Origin of the sequence: Hahella sp. CR1, assembly GCF_029813005.1 — a bacterium.
Classification (GTDB): Bacteria; Pseudomonadota; Gammaproteobacteria; order Pseudomonadales; family Oleiphilaceae; genus Hahella.
Map to the genome: position 1 here is coordinate 41,729 of NZ_JAPELK010000009.1, position 15,233 is coordinate 56,961.

General features: G+C 56.2%; 12 protein-coding genes. 6 read left to right on the forward strand and 6 right to left on the reverse strand.

Annotated features, from left to right (window positions below; all coding sequences use genetic code 11):
• The first annotated feature begins 3 nt into the window (after nucleotides 1–3).
• Genes ONV78_RS20790 through ONV78_RS20800 form a run of 3 tightly spaced genes read left to right on the forward strand, consistent with a single transcriptional unit; the run spans nucleotide 4 to nucleotide 6,240 of the window.
• On the forward strand, nucleotides 4–786 hold the full coding sequence (locus ONV78_RS20790) for a type II secretion system protein (protein ID WP_279506066.1): 783 nt from the start codon (nucleotides 4–6) through the stop codon (nucleotides 784–786).
• Nucleotides 776–1,201, forward strand: coding sequence for a hypothetical protein (locus tag ONV78_RS20795; protein WP_279506068.1), 426 nt, complete (start codon nucleotides 776–778; stop codon nucleotides 1,199–1,201). Before ONV78_RS20790 ends, ONV78_RS20795 begins: the two co-directional genes overlap by 11 nt.
• Nucleotides 1,201–6,240 (forward strand): LamG domain-containing protein, encoded by a 5,040-nt coding sequence (locus ONV78_RS20800; RefSeq protein ID WP_279506069.1) that lies wholly within the window; start codon nucleotides 1,201–1,203, stop codon nucleotides 6,238–6,240. The genes ONV78_RS20795 and ONV78_RS20800 overlap by 1 nt, the downstream gene beginning before the upstream one ends.
• A 680-nt stretch (nucleotides 6,241–6,920) precedes the next feature.
• Here the strand turns inward: ONV78_RS20800 and ONV78_RS20805 are convergent.
• Nucleotides 6,921–8,408 carry an AAA family ATPase gene (locus tag ONV78_RS20805; protein ID WP_216737682.1) on the reverse strand — a complete coding sequence of 496 codons (1,488 nt, stop codon included), beginning with the start codon at nucleotides 8,406–8,408 and terminating at the stop codon, nucleotides 6,921–6,923.
• 168 nt (nucleotides 8,409–8,576) lie between these two features.
• On the opposite strand from ONV78_RS20805, the gene ONV78_RS20810 reads away from it, so the two are divergent.
• Nucleotides 8,577–9,440, forward strand: coding sequence for a phosphoribulokinase (locus ONV78_RS20810; protein WP_279506070.1), 864 nt, complete (start codon nucleotides 8,577–8,579; stop codon nucleotides 9,438–9,440).
• Between the two features lie 30 nt (nucleotides 9,441–9,470).
• Here ONV78_RS20810 and rrtA read toward each other — a convergent pair whose 3' ends face one another.
• The 3 genes from rrtA to ONV78_RS20825 form a co-directional block, all read right to left on the reverse strand.
• Entirely contained in the window at nucleotides 9,471–10,061 is a 591-nt protein-coding gene (rrtA, locus tag ONV78_RS20815) for a rhombosortase (RefSeq protein WP_279506072.1), read from the reverse strand.
• A 45-nt stretch (nucleotides 10,062–10,106) separates the two neighbouring features.
• Nucleotides 10,107–10,901 carry an adenosylmethionine decarboxylase gene (gene speD / locus ONV78_RS20820; protein ID WP_279506073.1) on the reverse strand — a complete coding sequence of 265 codons (795 nt, stop codon included), beginning with the start codon at nucleotides 10,899–10,901 and terminating at the stop codon, nucleotides 10,107–10,109.
• A 358-nt stretch (nucleotides 10,902–11,259) separates the two neighbouring features.
• Nucleotides 11,260–11,691 carry an OsmC family protein gene (locus ONV78_RS20825; RefSeq protein ID WP_279506075.1) on the reverse strand — a complete coding sequence of 144 codons (432 nt, stop codon included), beginning with the start codon at nucleotides 11,689–11,691 and terminating at the stop codon, nucleotides 11,260–11,262.
• A gap of 537 nt (nucleotides 11,692–12,228) precedes the next feature.
• Between ONV78_RS20825 and crp the strand changes: the two genes are divergently transcribed.
• On the forward strand, nucleotides 12,229–12,876 hold the full coding sequence (crp, locus tag ONV78_RS20830; protein ID WP_011399839.1) for a cAMP-activated global transcriptional regulator CRP: 648 nt from the start codon (nucleotides 12,229–12,231) through the stop codon (nucleotides 12,874–12,876).
• A gap of 71 nt (nucleotides 12,877–12,947) precedes the next feature.
• On the opposite strand, the gene ONV78_RS20835 is transcribed toward crp, so the two are convergent.
• Nucleotides 12,948–13,700 carry a hypothetical protein gene (locus tag ONV78_RS20835; RefSeq protein WP_216737677.1) on the reverse strand — a complete coding sequence of 251 codons (753 nt, stop codon included), beginning with the start codon at nucleotides 13,698–13,700 and terminating at the stop codon, nucleotides 12,948–12,950.
• A 319-nt stretch (nucleotides 13,701–14,019) separates the two neighbouring features.
• Nucleotides 14,020–14,229 carry a DUF1127 domain-containing protein gene (locus ONV78_RS20840; protein ID WP_216737676.1) on the reverse strand — a complete coding sequence of 70 codons (210 nt, stop codon included), beginning with the start codon at nucleotides 14,227–14,229 and terminating at the stop codon, nucleotides 14,020–14,022.
• A gap of 86 nt (nucleotides 14,230–14,315) precedes the next feature.
• Here ONV78_RS20840 and ONV78_RS20845 point away from each other — a divergent pair, with 86 nt between their 5' ends.
• Entirely contained in the window at nucleotides 14,316–15,218 is a 903-nt protein-coding gene (locus ONV78_RS20845; RefSeq protein WP_279506078.1) for a LysR substrate-binding domain-containing protein, read from the forward strand.
• The last annotated feature ends 15 nt before the right edge of the window (nucleotides 15,219–15,233 follow it).

A 15,233-nucleotide genomic window follows, 5' to 3' on the forward strand; every position in this document is an offset into this window, starting at 1 on the left:
AGTATGAAGACAGGACGCTCCCACGGGTTTACATTGATCGAATTGGTGATGGTCATTGTCATCGTCAGCGTGCTGGCGGTAGGCGTGACCCGTTTTATCACCGCGACCGTGGGAGGTTATGTGGACACGGCGGAACGTCAGCAAATGGCGACGGCGGGGTTGATCGCAGCGGAAAAAATGTCGCGTGCGATCCGTTCTGCGCTGCCCAACTCAGTGCGGGTCGCCAGTGGTTGTATCGAGTTTATTCCCGTGCTCGCCGGCACGGACTACGTCAGCGCTCCCATCTCCAGTCCCGCCGCCAGTATCGATGCGGTGGGCGCTCGTCTGGACAATGCAGTCATTGGGCGGGCGGCTATTTATCCCATTGATCAAGCTGAGCTTTACGATCCGCAGAGCCCAGGTCCGAATTCTTTGTCCGAGGCGCTGGCGCAGCTCCCCACGGGCTCCGATGACGTCACCGTCACTTTATCGGCGAATCACCAGTTTCCCACGGATTCTCCCGTGCGCAGATTATATGTGGTGGGAACGCCGATGGCGTTCTGCCAGTCCGGTACGGCGATCTATCGCTATGTGAATTACGGTTTCAACGCCACACCAGACCTGCCGCCTTCGAGCGGCGCGGTGCAGGAAATGCTGATCAATCTGGTGGCCACGGGAACGACGGACTTCAATTACACGCCAGCGTCGCTGGTGCGTAATGCCGTGGTGCAGATGAGCTTCCGGGTCTCCAATGGAGGCGAAAGCTTCGATATTCAGCAGGAGGTGAACATTCGCAATGTGCCCTGATCGTCGCCTCATGCATCCGATACATCGCCAGCGACAGGCGGGCCTGGGTTTGCCTGCGGCGTTGTTCGTCATCGTGATTCTGGGATTGTTGGTGGTGGCGATCACTGAGTTGGAGCGCTCCACGGCGGAAGGCGTTTCGATGGACATTCTCTCCACGCGCGCTTTCTATGCGGCGGAAACCGGGGCGCAGGCGGCGTTGGGGCGATTGTTTCCCGCCGGTGGCGCAGATAACAATTGTTCCGTGGGATTTCCAGATTTAAATTTCACCGCAGACGGCCTGACGGGATGTTCCGCGTCGGTGGTGTGCCTGACGGACTCAGCTGGCGGTGATGACTACTTCACCCTGCGTAGCACGGGAAGCTGCGGTGGCGGAGATGAAACCGCCTCGCGCACCATTGAAGTGAGGGCGCACTGATGCATCGGCTGCGCCGGATTCTGTTAACGCTGACGGCGCTGGTGTGTCTGGGCGGCCATAGTGCGGGCGCGTTTGCCGCCTATGTCGTGGAAACCGTATCCGGCACGGCCTTTGATTCCACCTCGTCGACCGTCACCTGGAATCGGGACAGCTCATTGACTGGTTATCCCCGTGACGACGACTTCCAACTGGTGAATATCGGCTTCACGTTTTACCTGGGGCAGACCGGCTACACCCAGGTGCGTATTCTCTCCAACGGCGCACTGCACTTTGGCGCCGATCAGGGGTTTTACAAAGACTACACCAATGAAGCGCTGCCGATCGAAGGCGCTTGCACAGGCACTTGTCCAGGTTATGAAGAACCCGCCGACAGGGCCATATTGGGCTACTGGGATGACCTGGAACCGTCATTGGGAGGCAGCGTTACCTACGGAACATCCGGTACTGCGCCCAACCGGCGTTTCGTAGCGTCTTGGAATGGCGTTCCCCGCTATAACGGCTCAGGCACCAGCTACTCCCTCCAGATTGTGCTCTATGAGAACGGCAATGTGTTGTTTCGCTACGGCGCCGGCAACACTAATGGCGCCAGCGCCACCATTGGCATCGAGGTGGATAACTCCGATTACACCCAATACTCCTTTGACACGGTTTCCGTCAACGACGCCACAGATTTGCTATGGCGGCGGGAGTTTCCCGCCTTGTCCGCCGCGGCTGCCAGCTGTACGACGCCCAACCAGGTCACGGTGGATTTCGCCGCTCCGGTGTCGCCGGCGCGTGCGGTCGACGTATCCAATTACAGCCTGGACAACGGCGCGTCGGTATTGAGCGCGTCTCTGGTGGACTCAGATACGGTGCTGCTCACCACTAGTTCGTTGAGCCTGGGCGTTACCTATACGCTGCAAACCACCTATCCCACTCAGAGCCTGTCCTTTAGTCTGGACGATCCCACCAGCGCAGATTTTAGCGACGATTTTAGCTCCGGCGGCTACAGCGGCGGCTCTGGAGCCTGGAGCGGCAGCTGGCAGGAAGTGGATGACAACAGCAGCGCCAGTTCTGGCTTTGTTCGGGTTAGCGGAGGCGCAGCCCGCTTTAATGGTTATTTCAGTTTCGGCTATCCCGGGTTATACCGGGAAGTGGATCTTTCGTCCTATTCGTCAGCGACGCTGACCTACAGTTACAGCACCACCAACAATCTGGAAGGTTCGGACAGCTTTGGCGTGGAGGTTTCCGCCAACGGCGGCTCCAGTTATACGGTGGTGGCGTCTTATTCCAATGAGGCGAGCGGAACCGCGACGATTGATTTAACGCCTTATCTTTCCGCCAATACCCGCATTCGCTTCCGCATCAGCAGTAATTACAACAACTACGATGAGTTCATGTACATCGATAACGTGACCATCGCCGCCCGTGGAGCGCCCAGTGCGTGCGGATTTTCCGCCATCGCCATCTGGCGCATGGAAGATGAAGTCTGGAATGGCTCCGCCGGCGAAGTCAGTGACGCCAGCGGCAACAACCTGAGCGGCCGCGCCTATAACGGCGCGCAGACATTGGATACGGCCCCGGCGATCGCCGGCGATCCCGGCACCTGCGCCTACGCTGAATTTGACGGCAGCTCGCAGTATATCGAGATCGCTGATAACAACCTGCTGGACATTACCAATAACCTGACTGTTAGCGCCTGGGTATACCCCACGCAGATCCCCACTTCGGAACTGAAAACCATTCTTTCCAAAGATGAAAACTACGAGTTCCATATCGATAGTTCCGGGGAGATCTATTGGTGGTGGAACGACAGCAGCGGAACGTCGCGTTCGATCACCACCAGCGGGGCCAATATGGTCGCCAACGCCTGGCGTCATGTGGTCATCACTTATGAAAGCGGGGCGCAAAGAGTCTATGTGGATGGCGTGGTGCGCGGCTCCTCTTCCTATACCGGGACGTTGTTGACCAACTCCGACCCGCTGCAAATCGGACAGGACCAGGGCTACTCCGTGCGCTACTTCAGCGGGCGTATCGACGAAGTGCAGATATACAACAAGACATTGTCCGCAACAGACGTTGGTGATCTTTATGTCGAAACACACCCCTGTGAGGGCAGCGGCGCCTGTCTTGGAACATTCCCGGACGCCATCTCCAGTCATTCCACTGGAACCATCAGCTTTGGCTATAACTCCCAGGTTATCGATAGTCCCGATAATATCCTGGAAGCAGGAACCGTGACGGTGACCGGCAGCTCCTCGGTGTTGAGTTGCACTTCCACCACCTGCGTGGCTTCCGGTGGCGCCGTGGATACGCTGAATCCGGGAACCTTTCCCGACACCAGCGTCTATGTGACGGATTTGAGTGTGAGCGGGGCGGGAACCTTGGGCGGCGCCACCAATCAATATCGCACGGTCTCCGTCAGCGACGCTTCGGTCATGAACGTATCGAGCGCTTATTCCGAGTACTTTATCAATCAATTGAGCATTGGCTATCAGGGTAAGGTTAACCTGCAGCCGGGCGACTACTGGGTTAATCAGCTTACGTTGGGGAGTGAAGTGGAAATCAATGTGGCGGGATCAGGGACGGCGCGCCTCTTCGTCAATCAGTCCTTGTCAATTGGTTACCAGGACTACCTGAACGCCGCTGGAGGTAGTCCTTCCAACGCCAGCCGATTGTTGCTGTACGCCTACGGCAATGTGACATTCAGCTCCGCGGTGACATTCTCCGGCGTGCTCTATAGCGCTGGCGATGTGAGTCTGGGTTATCAGAACAAGATCTACGGCGCGATCACGGCGGAGGATGTGAGCAGCAACAGCGATGTAGACGTCACCTACAATTCCGGTAGTGTGTCCGCGCTGGATTATGGCGCGTTGTGCAGTGTCGGCGCTTTGAACCGTTTTATCATCACCACCGGCTCCACCGCCAGCACCTGCCTGCCGCATACGGTGCGCATCGAAGCCCAGGATTCCAGCGGCGCCACCTTATCGACCTACGCCGGCACGGTGGCGCTGAGCACCTCTCGTTCTCGTGGGGTATGGGCGGTGCAGACCGGCGCAGGAACCTTATCGCCGGACCCCGACAGCAGCGACGATGGCTCCGCCGCCTACACATTCTCCGTGGCGGACGCCGGTGTGGCGCAATTGACGCTGAGCAACAATCTGGCGGAGTCGTTGACCCTGACGGCGACGGATGCGGACGCTTCCATCAGCGGCGCAGGCGGCCCGATTCAGTTCCTCGACAATATTCTGTATATCGAGGAGAACGACAGTCTCGATTACGACCTGATTGCGGGACGTCGCCATAATTTCAAAGTCTCCCTGATCGCCAAGGACCCCGATGGAGCGGGGAGTTGTGGACCGGTGGAGGAATACGATGGCGGCGTCAACCTGAAGGCCTGGTTGACGCGCAGTAGCGCTGACCCGGCGGGCGTAGCGCCGCAGATTGTGGGCAATACCACCGCGACGCTTCCTGACAGTCAGCCTGCCAGCGCTAATCTCAACCTCAGCTTCACTAACGGCGAAGCGACCTTTGCATGGGATACGTCCGATGTGGGCGCCTATGTGTTGAATCTGCGGGATGACAGCAGCGGGCTGATTCTGGACGAGTCGGATAATCCTCTGACTATCGCCAGCGACAATGCCTCTGCGCCCTGGATTGTCAGACCGTTCGTCATTCGTGTCGACGCGGTGGGCAATCCCGCCGCCGCCGGGCCCAGTGGCGGGGCTTATCGCAAAGCCGGGGCGGATTTTACGCTGAATGTGGGCGGCGTCTTGTATCAGGCGGCGGATGACCTGGATGGCGATGGACAGGCGGACGCTGGCGCGGATCTGTCCGGCAATGGGCTGGCTCCTGCGTTTGGCAATGAAGGGGAAACGGTGCAGCTGTCCGTATCGAGCATTGCGCCGGCGACCAATGGCGCATTGTCTGGAGATTTGAGTCTGCCGGGAGGCTCAACCTTATTCAGCGGCGGCCAGGCCAGCGGCGCTTACCAGTTCAGTGAGGTGGGCGTTATTAATCTGAGCGCTGTCATCGACGACAGTAACTATTTGGGCGCCGGCTCCGCCAGAACCGCGAAAATCAGCGGCGCCAGCGGCGATATCGGACGCTTTTACCCCGCCTATCTGGCGGCGTCCTCCAACACGCCTACATTCACGCCGCCCTGGGCCTGCGCGTTCACCTATCAGGATCAGAGTTTCCCTTATGACGTGAGTCCAGTGTTGACCCTGGTTGGCAAAAACGTTGCGGGGGCCACGACACTGAACTATGACGCGGCCTACTTTAAATTCAGCAACACGTTGCAAAGCAATAGAAGCTACAGCGACGCCAGCGGGCGCAGTTCAACACTCAGCTTTGATAGCAGCGGCGCCTCATTGTCATTGAACACCGGCGCGGCCTATGACGGCTCTGGAACCTTGTCCCTGTCCGGCGACGCGTTTACCTACCAGAAAACCAACTCACCGCCCCTGGCGGATGACGATCCGTTCGCCGCCAATGTAAACCTGACCTTCGCTGCAGCGGACCTGCAGGACAGCGATGGCGCCTGTTACAAAACCAGCGATGCGGACGCCTGTCTGGATTTCTCCATCACCGGTATCGCTGGAACGGAAATCCGTTATGGTCGTCTGCGCATGGAAAACGCTTATGGGCCGGAAACGTCCAGCCTGGAACTGCCCATGTACATTGAGCATTGGAATGGCGCCCGCTTCATCGAGAACGCCTCAGATAGCTGCACCAGCTACAGCAGCAGCCCCGCAACCCTGGCGATGAGCAGTTACAGCGGCAATCTCAACTCCGGCGAAACCCGGGCGGAAGTCGCCGGCAACCCCGGCGCCGGCGGCGCCTTCGCTTCAGCGGTATACCCGGACGGACAGGAGGTCTACCTGACCAGTCCCGGCATCGGCAACGAAGGGACGGTGGGGCTGCGTTACAACACCGATCTATGGCTACGCTTCGACTGGGACGGCGACAACGCCCTCGACAACCCCTCCGCCACCGCCACTTTCGGACAATACCGGGGCCACGACCGCATCATTTACTGGCGTGAAGTAACCCAGTAAAGAAAAAACCGTCCCAATCCGTTCTTATTCTCCACCGTTCGTCCTGAGCTTGTCGAAGGACTTCCCAGAACGCCAGACCTACTTCAGTGGGTTAACCATTGATACGTCTGCATTGCCTAGCGCCCTTCGACAGGCTCAGGGCGAACGGGGTGAGTGTTTGCAAAACTCACTGGCGGCTTTCGGTTGATATCAGGGGCGTGTTATCAACGCTATCCGTCGGCATTCTGATTGGTTTTAGTCGGGAGGTTTTTGTGAATATGAACTCTGGAGAGCTGGCGGAAAATGACTCAGTAAAGGCAAAATTGGCGGACACAACACTCCTTCAATCTACCCCCGTTCGTCCTGAGCCTGTCGAAGGACCTCCCAGAACGCCGGATCCTATTTCTGAAACCTGAATTGGCGAGACGTGAGACCCGAAACGGACCGCAGCCCCTAAATTCCACCCGTTCGTCCTGAGCTTGTCGAAGGACTTCCCAGAACGCCAGACCTACTTCAGCGGGTTAACCATTGATACGTCTGTATTGCATAACGCCCTTCGACAGGCTCAGGGCGAACGGAGTGGGGCGGTGCTCTCTGGCGTTCTCGGTTGGTTTTAATCGAGCGGGTTGAGGTGTAGGGGGATTCGAAGCAAAGGCGGCGGGCCTTGGTTGGCCGCCGCCATATCGGTATCGTGAAAGGGCTCAGTCTGCTGGGACGCAGCGGGCGGCGGCCCAGGCGCGTAGGGCCAGCATGTCTTCCGCCATTACGACGGAGAGAGGTTGGGTGTTACTGATTTCCTCCAGCACCAATTCGGTCGTTAACGGCTGTCCTAGGGCGGCGGCGGAGTAGAGGGCGGAGACAACCGCTTGCTCGATTTCGGCGCCGGTAAAGCCGTCGGTGGACTCCGCCAGCAACTTGGCGTCGAAGTTGGCGGGGGAGAGGCCGCGTTTTTGTAAATGGATGTCGAAAATAATCTGGCGCACGTCCAGAGTAGGCAGATCCACGAAGAAGATTTCGTCGATACGGCCCTTGCGCATCAGCTCCGGCGGCAGCGATTTGATATTGTTGGCGGTGGCGACCAGGAAGACCGGGTGTTTGTTCTCCGACATCCAGGTAAGCAGCGTGCCCAGCACCCGTTTGGAGACGCCTTGGTCATTGCCGTCCTGTCCCAGGCCTTTTTCGATTTCATCAATCCACAGTACGCAGGGAGACATCAACTCCGCCAGTTGCAGCGCTTCGCGCATGTTTCTCTCGGTCTCACCGAAGAACTTGTTGTATAGCGCGCCCATGTCCATGCGCAGCAGCGGCAAGCCCCACATTCCTGCGACGGCTTTGGCGGCGAGGCTCTTGCCGCCGCCTTGTACGCCCAGCAGCATAATGCCCTTGGGCGGATCGAGCTGCGCTTCCGACTTGCCTTCGACGAAGGTGACCCGGCGTTGCTGCAACCATTTCTTCAGGGACTCCAGCCCACCTACGTCGGTAAACTTGGCGGTGTCGTATTCAAAACTCAGCACGCCTTCCATTTCCATCAGTTCGAACTTGGCGCGGTTCACTTCAGGTATATCCGATTGCGTGATGGCTCCGTCATCGAATATCGCGCCCCGCGCCAGTCGGCGAGCCTCTTCGAAGGTGACCCCGGACATGTTGCGGACCAATTGCTGCAGCGTCTTGTTGTCGGTTTTCACCTTTTCGCCATAGTGCTGCTGCGACCAGCGCGCGGCTTCTTCTCGTACAATGTTGATCAACTGATCTGCGTTGGGCAGACGCATCTTGAAGTTGGCGCTCAGGTGTTTGAGCTCTCCAGGGATGTTCATTGTATGGCTCAGGAGAATGACGGTATGCCCGTTATTGCGGTGAGTCAGGGCGATGTCTTTGAGCAGGCGGATGTGCTTGGGCTCGTCATCCAGGTAAGGGTGGTAGTCGCAAAGCACGAAAATACTGGCGGTATGGCTGCGTTTAATGTGCTCCAGAATCTTTTCCGGATCTTTCAGCTTATCCTCCTGCTCCAGATCAAAACCGAAACCCATCCGCTTCAGGCCGTCCGTGACGGTCCAGGCGAACAGCGGCAGGCTTTTCTTGATCGCCAGACGGGTGACGGTGTCCAGCACCCGGGTCTCTTCATGGCTTTGAATCACTATCAGGGGGATTCGGGAATCAATCATCAGTCCCAGGTCATGTACTTCGGGCATAGGCGCCTCTGCTCTCTGCGGTGTCGTCAAGGTTGTGTTTGTCCTGAAAGCAAGATTACCATAGCCCCAGCCCCGGCATGAACCGCCGCGCGCAGCCAGTTCAGTAAACGCACGGAAACAGTCACGTATAAGGCTCTCCGATTGGAAGCCGTAGAAGGATACGCATTCATGTCCGCCCGCCACCCCATTATCGCTCTGACCGGATCTTCCGGCGCCGGCACCACTACCGCCAGCCGCACCATGCAAAAGATCTTCGTGGAAGAGAGCGTGAACGTCGCGATTGTGGAAGGCGACAGCTTTCATCGCTATACCCGCGAGCAGATGGCGGAGCTGGCCCAGCAGGGGCGCTATGGTCAGTGGAATCACTTTTCTCTGGCCGCCAACCATATCGATAAACTGGAAGAGCTGTTCTGCGATTACGGTCAGAACGGCCAGGGTCGCTTTCGTCATTATATTCATGACGACGATATGGACCTGATCCGGGGCGGCGGCGCGCCGGGCACGTTTACTCCCTGGCAATCGCTGCCCAAGCAGACGGACTGTCTGTTTTATGAAGGACTGCATGGGGGCGTCAGCACTGACGATTACGATATCGCCAGCCATGTGGACTTACTGATCGGCGTGACGCCGATTGTGAATCTGGAGTGGATTCAGAAGATTCATCGCGACACCCATGACCGCGGTTATAGCCAGGAAGCGGTGGTGGCGACGATTCTCAATCGGATGGAGGACTACGTGCGTTGCATCGTACCGCAGTTTTCCCAGACCCATATCAACTTCCAGCGGGTGCCGACGGTGGATACATCCAACCCCTTCATCATGCGGGAGATTCCCAGTCATGATGAAAGTTTTGTGGTGATCCGTTTCCGCAACCCCCGGGAAGTGGACTTTCCTTATCTGATCAACATGATCGCCAACGCCTTCGCGTCCCGTCACGATACCCTGGTGGTGCCCGGCAACAAGCTGGCGCTGGCCATCGACCTGATTATCCGGCCCATGGTGCTGGAGATGATCGAGCGCAGTCGGACCTAGCTCTGAAAGCGCTCCAGAGGTGACTGTCTCTCAGCGAAACTTCCCGAGAAAGCGTACGACCACGGCGATGATCACACCGCTGAAATAACCGAGCAAGTGGGCCTGCTCCGCGACAGGACCGCCAATCAGATGCGCAATCTGGCCTTCATCATAATAAGGCGTCTGCTCCCAGATAATCTTGCTGGTGACGCCGACGAACAGCACGACCAACACCCAGCGAGGAAAGCGTCCTCCCCCCAACACGCCAAGCACAAGCAGTCCGTGTAATACGCCGGATAGGCCGACATAGGTGCGGGTGGTCTTGTAAAACAGCAATAATCCGATGGATATCAAAAGACTTAGAAGTCCCAGATAGAGAGGAAAACGCCAGTTTTTTAAATTGTGGTCGAAAGAGTCGTAAATCAGGTAGGCCGCAACAGCGTTCAGGGCCAGATGAACCCAACTCAGGTGCACGAAATGGCCGCTGATCAAACGCCAATAATCGCCGCTCATGATTTCCGGGCGATTGAAATTGAGCAGATAGCCGTACCAGTGAGAGATGACTTGCATTAAAACAAGAAGGGCTGCGAAAAGCAGCCCAATCTTGTTCAACGTCAGGGATAAAGAAACGCGATTAGTCATTTATGCCTGTTCCGTCGAATGTATACGCCTGTCTTGAAGACTTGATCAATAAGGCATATTGCGAGAATAGAAGATCTCCAGCATTTCCTTTTGCAGACGTTCCCTGATATTGGAGGCTTCGTTGGCGGTCAGCTCGCTGATACCGGTTCCAAACAGATAATTATCCAGGTTGAATTCCTTCAGAATCATCTTGGTGTGGAACAGGTTCTCCTGATACACGTTCACGTCGATCATCTGATAGGCTTCCTGAGTGTCTTCACTGAGGAAGTTCTGAATCGAGTTGATGTCGTGATCGATGTACAGCTTGGCGCCGTCGATGTCACGGGTGAAACCGCGTACGCGGTAGTCGACGGTGACAATGTCGGAATCGAAGCTGTGAATCAGGTAGTTCAACGCCTTCAACGGAGAGATCAGACCGCAGGTGGACACATCGATGTCCGCGCGGAATGTGCTGATACCGTTGTCGGGATGACTTTCCGGATAGGTGTGCACGGTCACATGGCTTTTATCCAGGTGAGCAACCACTGCATCGGGCAGCGGTCCGGGCGACTCTTCGCTGGAGTCGGCCGGCGGGGGCACTTCGTGTTCGGCGATCAGCATGGTGACGCTGGCGCCGTGTGGATCATAATCCTGCCTGGATACGTTAAGAATGTGGGCTCCGATAATTTCCACAACGTCGGTCAGAATTTGTGTGAGGCGCTCGGCGTTATATTGCTCATCGATATAAGCAATATATTCCTGTCGGTGTTTCTCCGATTGCGCGTAGCAAATGTCGTAAATATTGAAACTTAGCGATTTCGTCAGATTGTTGAAACCGTGGAGTTTGAGCTTTTCAGACATCTCAGACCCTCAGTAGATTTGCTGTTCAACACATCGCCGGAAGATCCGGCGCCTACATTCACACAGTGTTCAGACCTGCTCTTCAGACAATCCGGCGAAACCGGAGAATGCGCCGGACGACTGCCCGGAAAAGAGGTCCCGGACGGCATATGTCCCGGCTGCGGAAAAGCCGCATATTATGCAGGCTAAGATAGCCGTTGGATAGTGCAATTTAATGTCGCGTTTATGAGTTTTTCTTATTAAAACCGGGCGAGCGATTATCAACTTCATTAAACGGGCGGCTTATTGCGCCCGTTTAAAGAGTAATCGATGCTGACAGTGTAAATATTTGAGGGCGGTGGAGTTTTTTGAAAGCTGCTTACTGGGCGCCCTCAGGGGCGCGAATTTCAAAGTCGTGGGTGATTTCCACGCCGCCTTTTTCCAGCATGATGGAGGCGGAGCAGTATTTCTCGGCGGACAGGTCCACGGCGCGTTTCACCACGGGGTCGCGCAAATCTCTGCCGGTGACGACGAAGTGAATATGAATCTTGGTGAAGACAGCGGGAACCGCGTCGGCGCGCTCCGCGGTGATTTCCGCCACACAGTCGGTGACGTCGGCGCGGGCTTTCGTCAGGATGCTCATGACGTCAAAAGAGGTGCAGCCGCCAAGTCCCAGCAACAGCATTTCCATCGGACGCGGGCCTTGATTCTGACCGCCGTGATCGGGAGGGCCGTCCATCACCACGTCATGGCCGGAGCCGGTCTTTCCGATGAACTTGGCGTCGCCGCCCCAGGTAATGGTCGCTTTCATCTCATACTCCCACTGGATTTTCAGACTCGCAATAGCCGCAACTGCGCGGGGCGGTCAGAGTAGCATAACTCCTTGTCGTGGAAAATATTTCACAAAAGATGGTCTATACTGTGGGTAGTAACCCGCAGTAAAACGCCTGCAGGCGGATATTTACGTCTGATCGCCGCATCACGGTGAAACGAAACAGCTGGCGTCTGGATAACTGAAACACTGAAAGAAAGAAGACTGGCCGGCGAGATAGTCACACTTATGTGATGCAGGCCGCATTGACGCCCCATGACCTCCATCAGGCGCAGGGGGAAGGGCGGGGCGTCTCTTGCCTAAAGTGATTATTCGTGCTTAATTTAAGGAACATCTTGATAATTAAGCGGTTGCGGCCAAGCGCCGATCGGCTTCGGAGCGACTCCAAAGCGCCGGATACCCGAGTCGAAACGCCTGTGATGGTTATTAAACAATTAGAAAAACGTTATACCGAACTCAGCGAAACATCCAAGGCGGATAAGTTTCTGCGCCAAAGGTAATGAATGGGACATTAACATGGTCACGATTGCTAAACCGGTCGAGCATAAAACCAAACATCTGGATTACTTCCTGTCGCAGTGCCATCGTCGCCGCTATCCCAGCAAAAGCACCATTATTTATGCTGGCGATAAGAGCGATTCACTGTTTTACATCGTCAAAGGGTCTGTGACGGTCATCATCGAAGACGACGACGGTCGTGAAATGATCATGGCGTATCTGAACGCCGGAGACTTTTTTGGCGAGATGGGATTGTTCGATCAGGATCAAATGGGCTCCCGCAGCGCATGGGTCAAAGCCAAGACCGAGTGCGAAGTGGCGGAGATCAGCTACACGAAATTTCGTGAAATCGCTCAGGAAGACCCCCGCGTACTGTATTTCATCGGCGAGCAAATGGCCTCGCGCTTACGCCAGACCACCCGGAAAGTGGGCGACCTCGCGTTTCTCGACGTGACGGGCCGGGTCGCGCGCACCCTGCTTGATCTGTGTAAGGAGCCGGACGCGATGACGCACCCGGACGGGATGCAGATCAAAATCACCCGTCAGGAAATTGGGCGCATCGTGGGGTGTTCCCGGGAAATGGTCGGCCGCGTGCTGAAGGCGCTGGAAGATCAGGGGCTGGTGCAGGTCAAAGGGAAAACCATGGTGGTATACGGCACCCGGTAATTCTATTCAGTCAGTTGGAACTACAAAAAACGGCGCAATGCGCCGTTTTTTTTCGCTTAGCCTTTTCTCTATCACGTCTTTGTACGACGGGCGGAGAAGCGTAAACCCAGGAGTCCCAGCAATAGAAGAACCAGTGCGGGGGGCTCGGGAACATTGCGAGGATCGTCCGGGCCGGGGACGTCAAAGATAATGTCGTCGAAGCCAATGCCCGCCGGATCAGTGTTATAGATAGAAATCCCGGCGATATCCTGAAGCCCGCCTTCACGGGCGAAGCCAAAATAGTCCGTGCCGAGACTGGTGGGCATGATGGTGTCCAGGAGCGAACCATCGCGGGCCCAGAATTCAAACACGGCTGATCCGAGGTTGCCGCCCACCGACTGGAATCCGAATTCGGACTGATCGTTGTCGAACAGGATGGCGACGGCGCCTTCGCCGATGGCGTCAAAGTTGGGCCATCCCAGACGTCCGAGACCGGTGAGAACATTGCCGTCGGCGCCGTAAGTAAACACGTTGAGATTACGGCCGGCGGCTCCGACCGATAAGGTCAACGCCCCGCCGGTCGGCGTGCCGCTGAGAATATCCGAATTGCCGCTGGTGGAAAGTATTTGGCCGTCAAACTTTTCGGCGAACGAGGCGCCTACCAAGTCAATTACGCCGTCGTAGTTTGTTCCTGGCGCGCCGCCGCCAGCGACGGATTCAAAATCAATGAGGACATTGCCGGAAAGGCTGAAATAATCCACCTGATTGATCATCGCCGCGTGCGTCACGGTCGCCGACAGGAACAGCGCGGAGGTCGCCACATAGGCTTTGAGGTTGGTTTTCATTGTCACTGCACTCCCTAATAAAACAGACGCCTTCAAAGGCATTTATTAATAGCGCGGTGTAAAGCGTTGACGCGGAAGGGCCAACAAGAGTCGTTATAGTTATTGATGCAAACAAGCACGGCGCGCTTGCCTGACAAATAGTAAGTATAGGCGCTCTGCAGTGAATCGGTTAAAAAATGCGCTAAATTTTGCTGGGGAGACGGTAGTCGCCTGTCTGCAATAGAGTTATTTTTGAGCCTGTCAGTGACAGGCGGCTTCCATTGACGCAGCGTCAATGAGTCCGGCGTTCCCTCGCCGGTGAGTGGGAAATCGACAAGGCTCAATTTCTCCAGAAGGGCTTGCTGGTTTCCTGACGGCGATCCTCTTCGGTAATTCCCAGATCCCTGAGCAGGTGGTCATTCAAATTGGCCAGCTCGCGCCGGGTTCGCGCCTGCTTTATCCATCGCTGTGTTAAATTTTTCAGTCTGGTTAGGAAATCTAATGACTCTGCTTGCTGTGCGTTCTGTGCTAATCTGATTGCGGTTTTCATATATGGCCTCCTGTGTTGTAGAAATATTACGGCGGCTAGACTTGGCGTTAAAACGATATGTCCTAATTCATGGATTAGTAAAACTTATGAGTAGGTTGGTTCATCAGTTGAAGTCCCTGTGGGTGTTGGATGTGGTGTTGCGCACAGGCTCATTCACCGCGGCGGCGGAAAGACTGAATGTGACTCAGTCGGCGGTCAGTCAGCATGTTAAAGCGTTGGAGGCGGAGTTCGGTCCTTTGTTTGAGCGTGGCGCGAGGAGTCTGACGCCAACGCAAACCGCGCTACGACTGGGCCCGCACCTGCGCAAGGGGTTCGATCACCTGGAGGAGGGCGTAGAGGCGATTCGCCGCTGCTGCAACCAGATTACCGTCAGCGTATTGCCGTCTTTCGCCAGCGCTTGGCTGATTCCCCGATTGCATAAGTTCAACGCAGAGTTTCCCGACATTGATATCCGCATCACCATGTCCAATGACGTCGTGGACTTTCGTGACGCCGATGTGGACGCGGGCATACGTTTCAGCTCCCGCACCTTTCCCGAACTGATCGTGAAAGACCTGGCGGGAGAGGAAATCTTTCTCGCCGCGAGCCCGGAGCTGGCCAAAGGTATTGGCAACGACCTTCGCGTGTTGAAAGATCATGTGCTGGTGGATTCAGATGCGCCGGACAGCTTCAACTGGAGCGCCTGGAAGAAAGCTGCGGGACATTCTGATCTGGAGCCGCGCCGCCGTATCATCATCTCTGACTCAAGTCAGGTGATTCGTCTTGCCTTGGCGGGACAGGCGGTCGCTTTGGTGCGCAGGATACTGGTGCAGGAAGAGCTGAGCGCGGGACGTCTGGTAAAGCTGTTCGATTTTAGTTTGCAGATAGATCAGCGCTATTTACTGGTCATGCCTACACGTTCGCGGGGTAATGCGGCGTTAAGGCATTTCACGCAATGGTTGCAACAGGAGATTGATGCAGCGTCAGCGCCGCAGCAAGGCGGCGCGTAACAGATAAGAAACGAG

Excerpts from the sequence above, each read along its gene's own strand:
- ONV78_RS20810 (WP_279506070.1), top strand. The coding sequence starts at position 8,577 with ATGTCCGCCCGCCACCCCATTATCGCTCTGACCGGATCTTCCGGCGCC.
- ONV78_RS20795 (WP_279506068.1), top strand. The coding sequence starts at position 776 with ATGTGCCCTGATCGTCGCCTCATGCATCCGATACATCGCCAGCGACAG.
- ONV78_RS20805 (WP_216737682.1), bottom strand. The coding sequence starts at position 8,408 with ATGCCCGAAGTACATGACCTGGGACTGATGATTGATTCCCGAATCCCC.
- ONV78_RS20825 (WP_279506075.1), bottom strand. The coding sequence starts at position 11,691 with ATGAAAGCGACCATTACCTGGGGCGGCGACGCCAAGTTCATCGGAAAG.
- rrtA (WP_279506072.1), bottom strand. The coding sequence starts at position 10,061 with ATGACTAATCGCGTTTCTTTATCCCTGACGTTGAACAAGATTGGGCTG.
- crp (WP_011399839.1), top strand. The coding sequence starts at position 12,229 with ATGGTCACGATTGCTAAACCGGTCGAGCATAAAACCAAACATCTGGAT.
- ONV78_RS20835 (WP_216737677.1), bottom strand. The coding sequence starts at position 13,700 with ATGAAAACCAACCTCAAAGCCTATGTGGCGACCTCCGCGCTGTTCCTG.
- ONV78_RS20840 (WP_216737676.1), bottom strand. The coding sequence starts at position 14,229 with ATGAAAACCGCAATCAGATTAGCACAGAACGCACAGCAAGCAGAGTCA.
- ONV78_RS20790 (WP_279506066.1), top strand. The coding sequence starts at position 4 with ATGAAGACAGGACGCTCCCACGGGTTTACATTGATCGAATTGGTGATG.
- ONV78_RS20800 (WP_279506069.1), top strand. The coding sequence starts at position 1,201 with ATGCATCGGCTGCGCCGGATTCTGTTAACGCTGACGGCGCTGGTGTGT.
- ONV78_RS20845 (WP_279506078.1), top strand. The coding sequence starts at position 14,316 with ATGAGTAGGTTGGTTCATCAGTTGAAGTCCCTGTGGGTGTTGGATGTG.
- speD (WP_279506073.1), bottom strand. The coding sequence starts at position 10,901 with ATGTCTGAAAAGCTCAAACTCCACGGTTTCAACAATCTGACGAAATCG.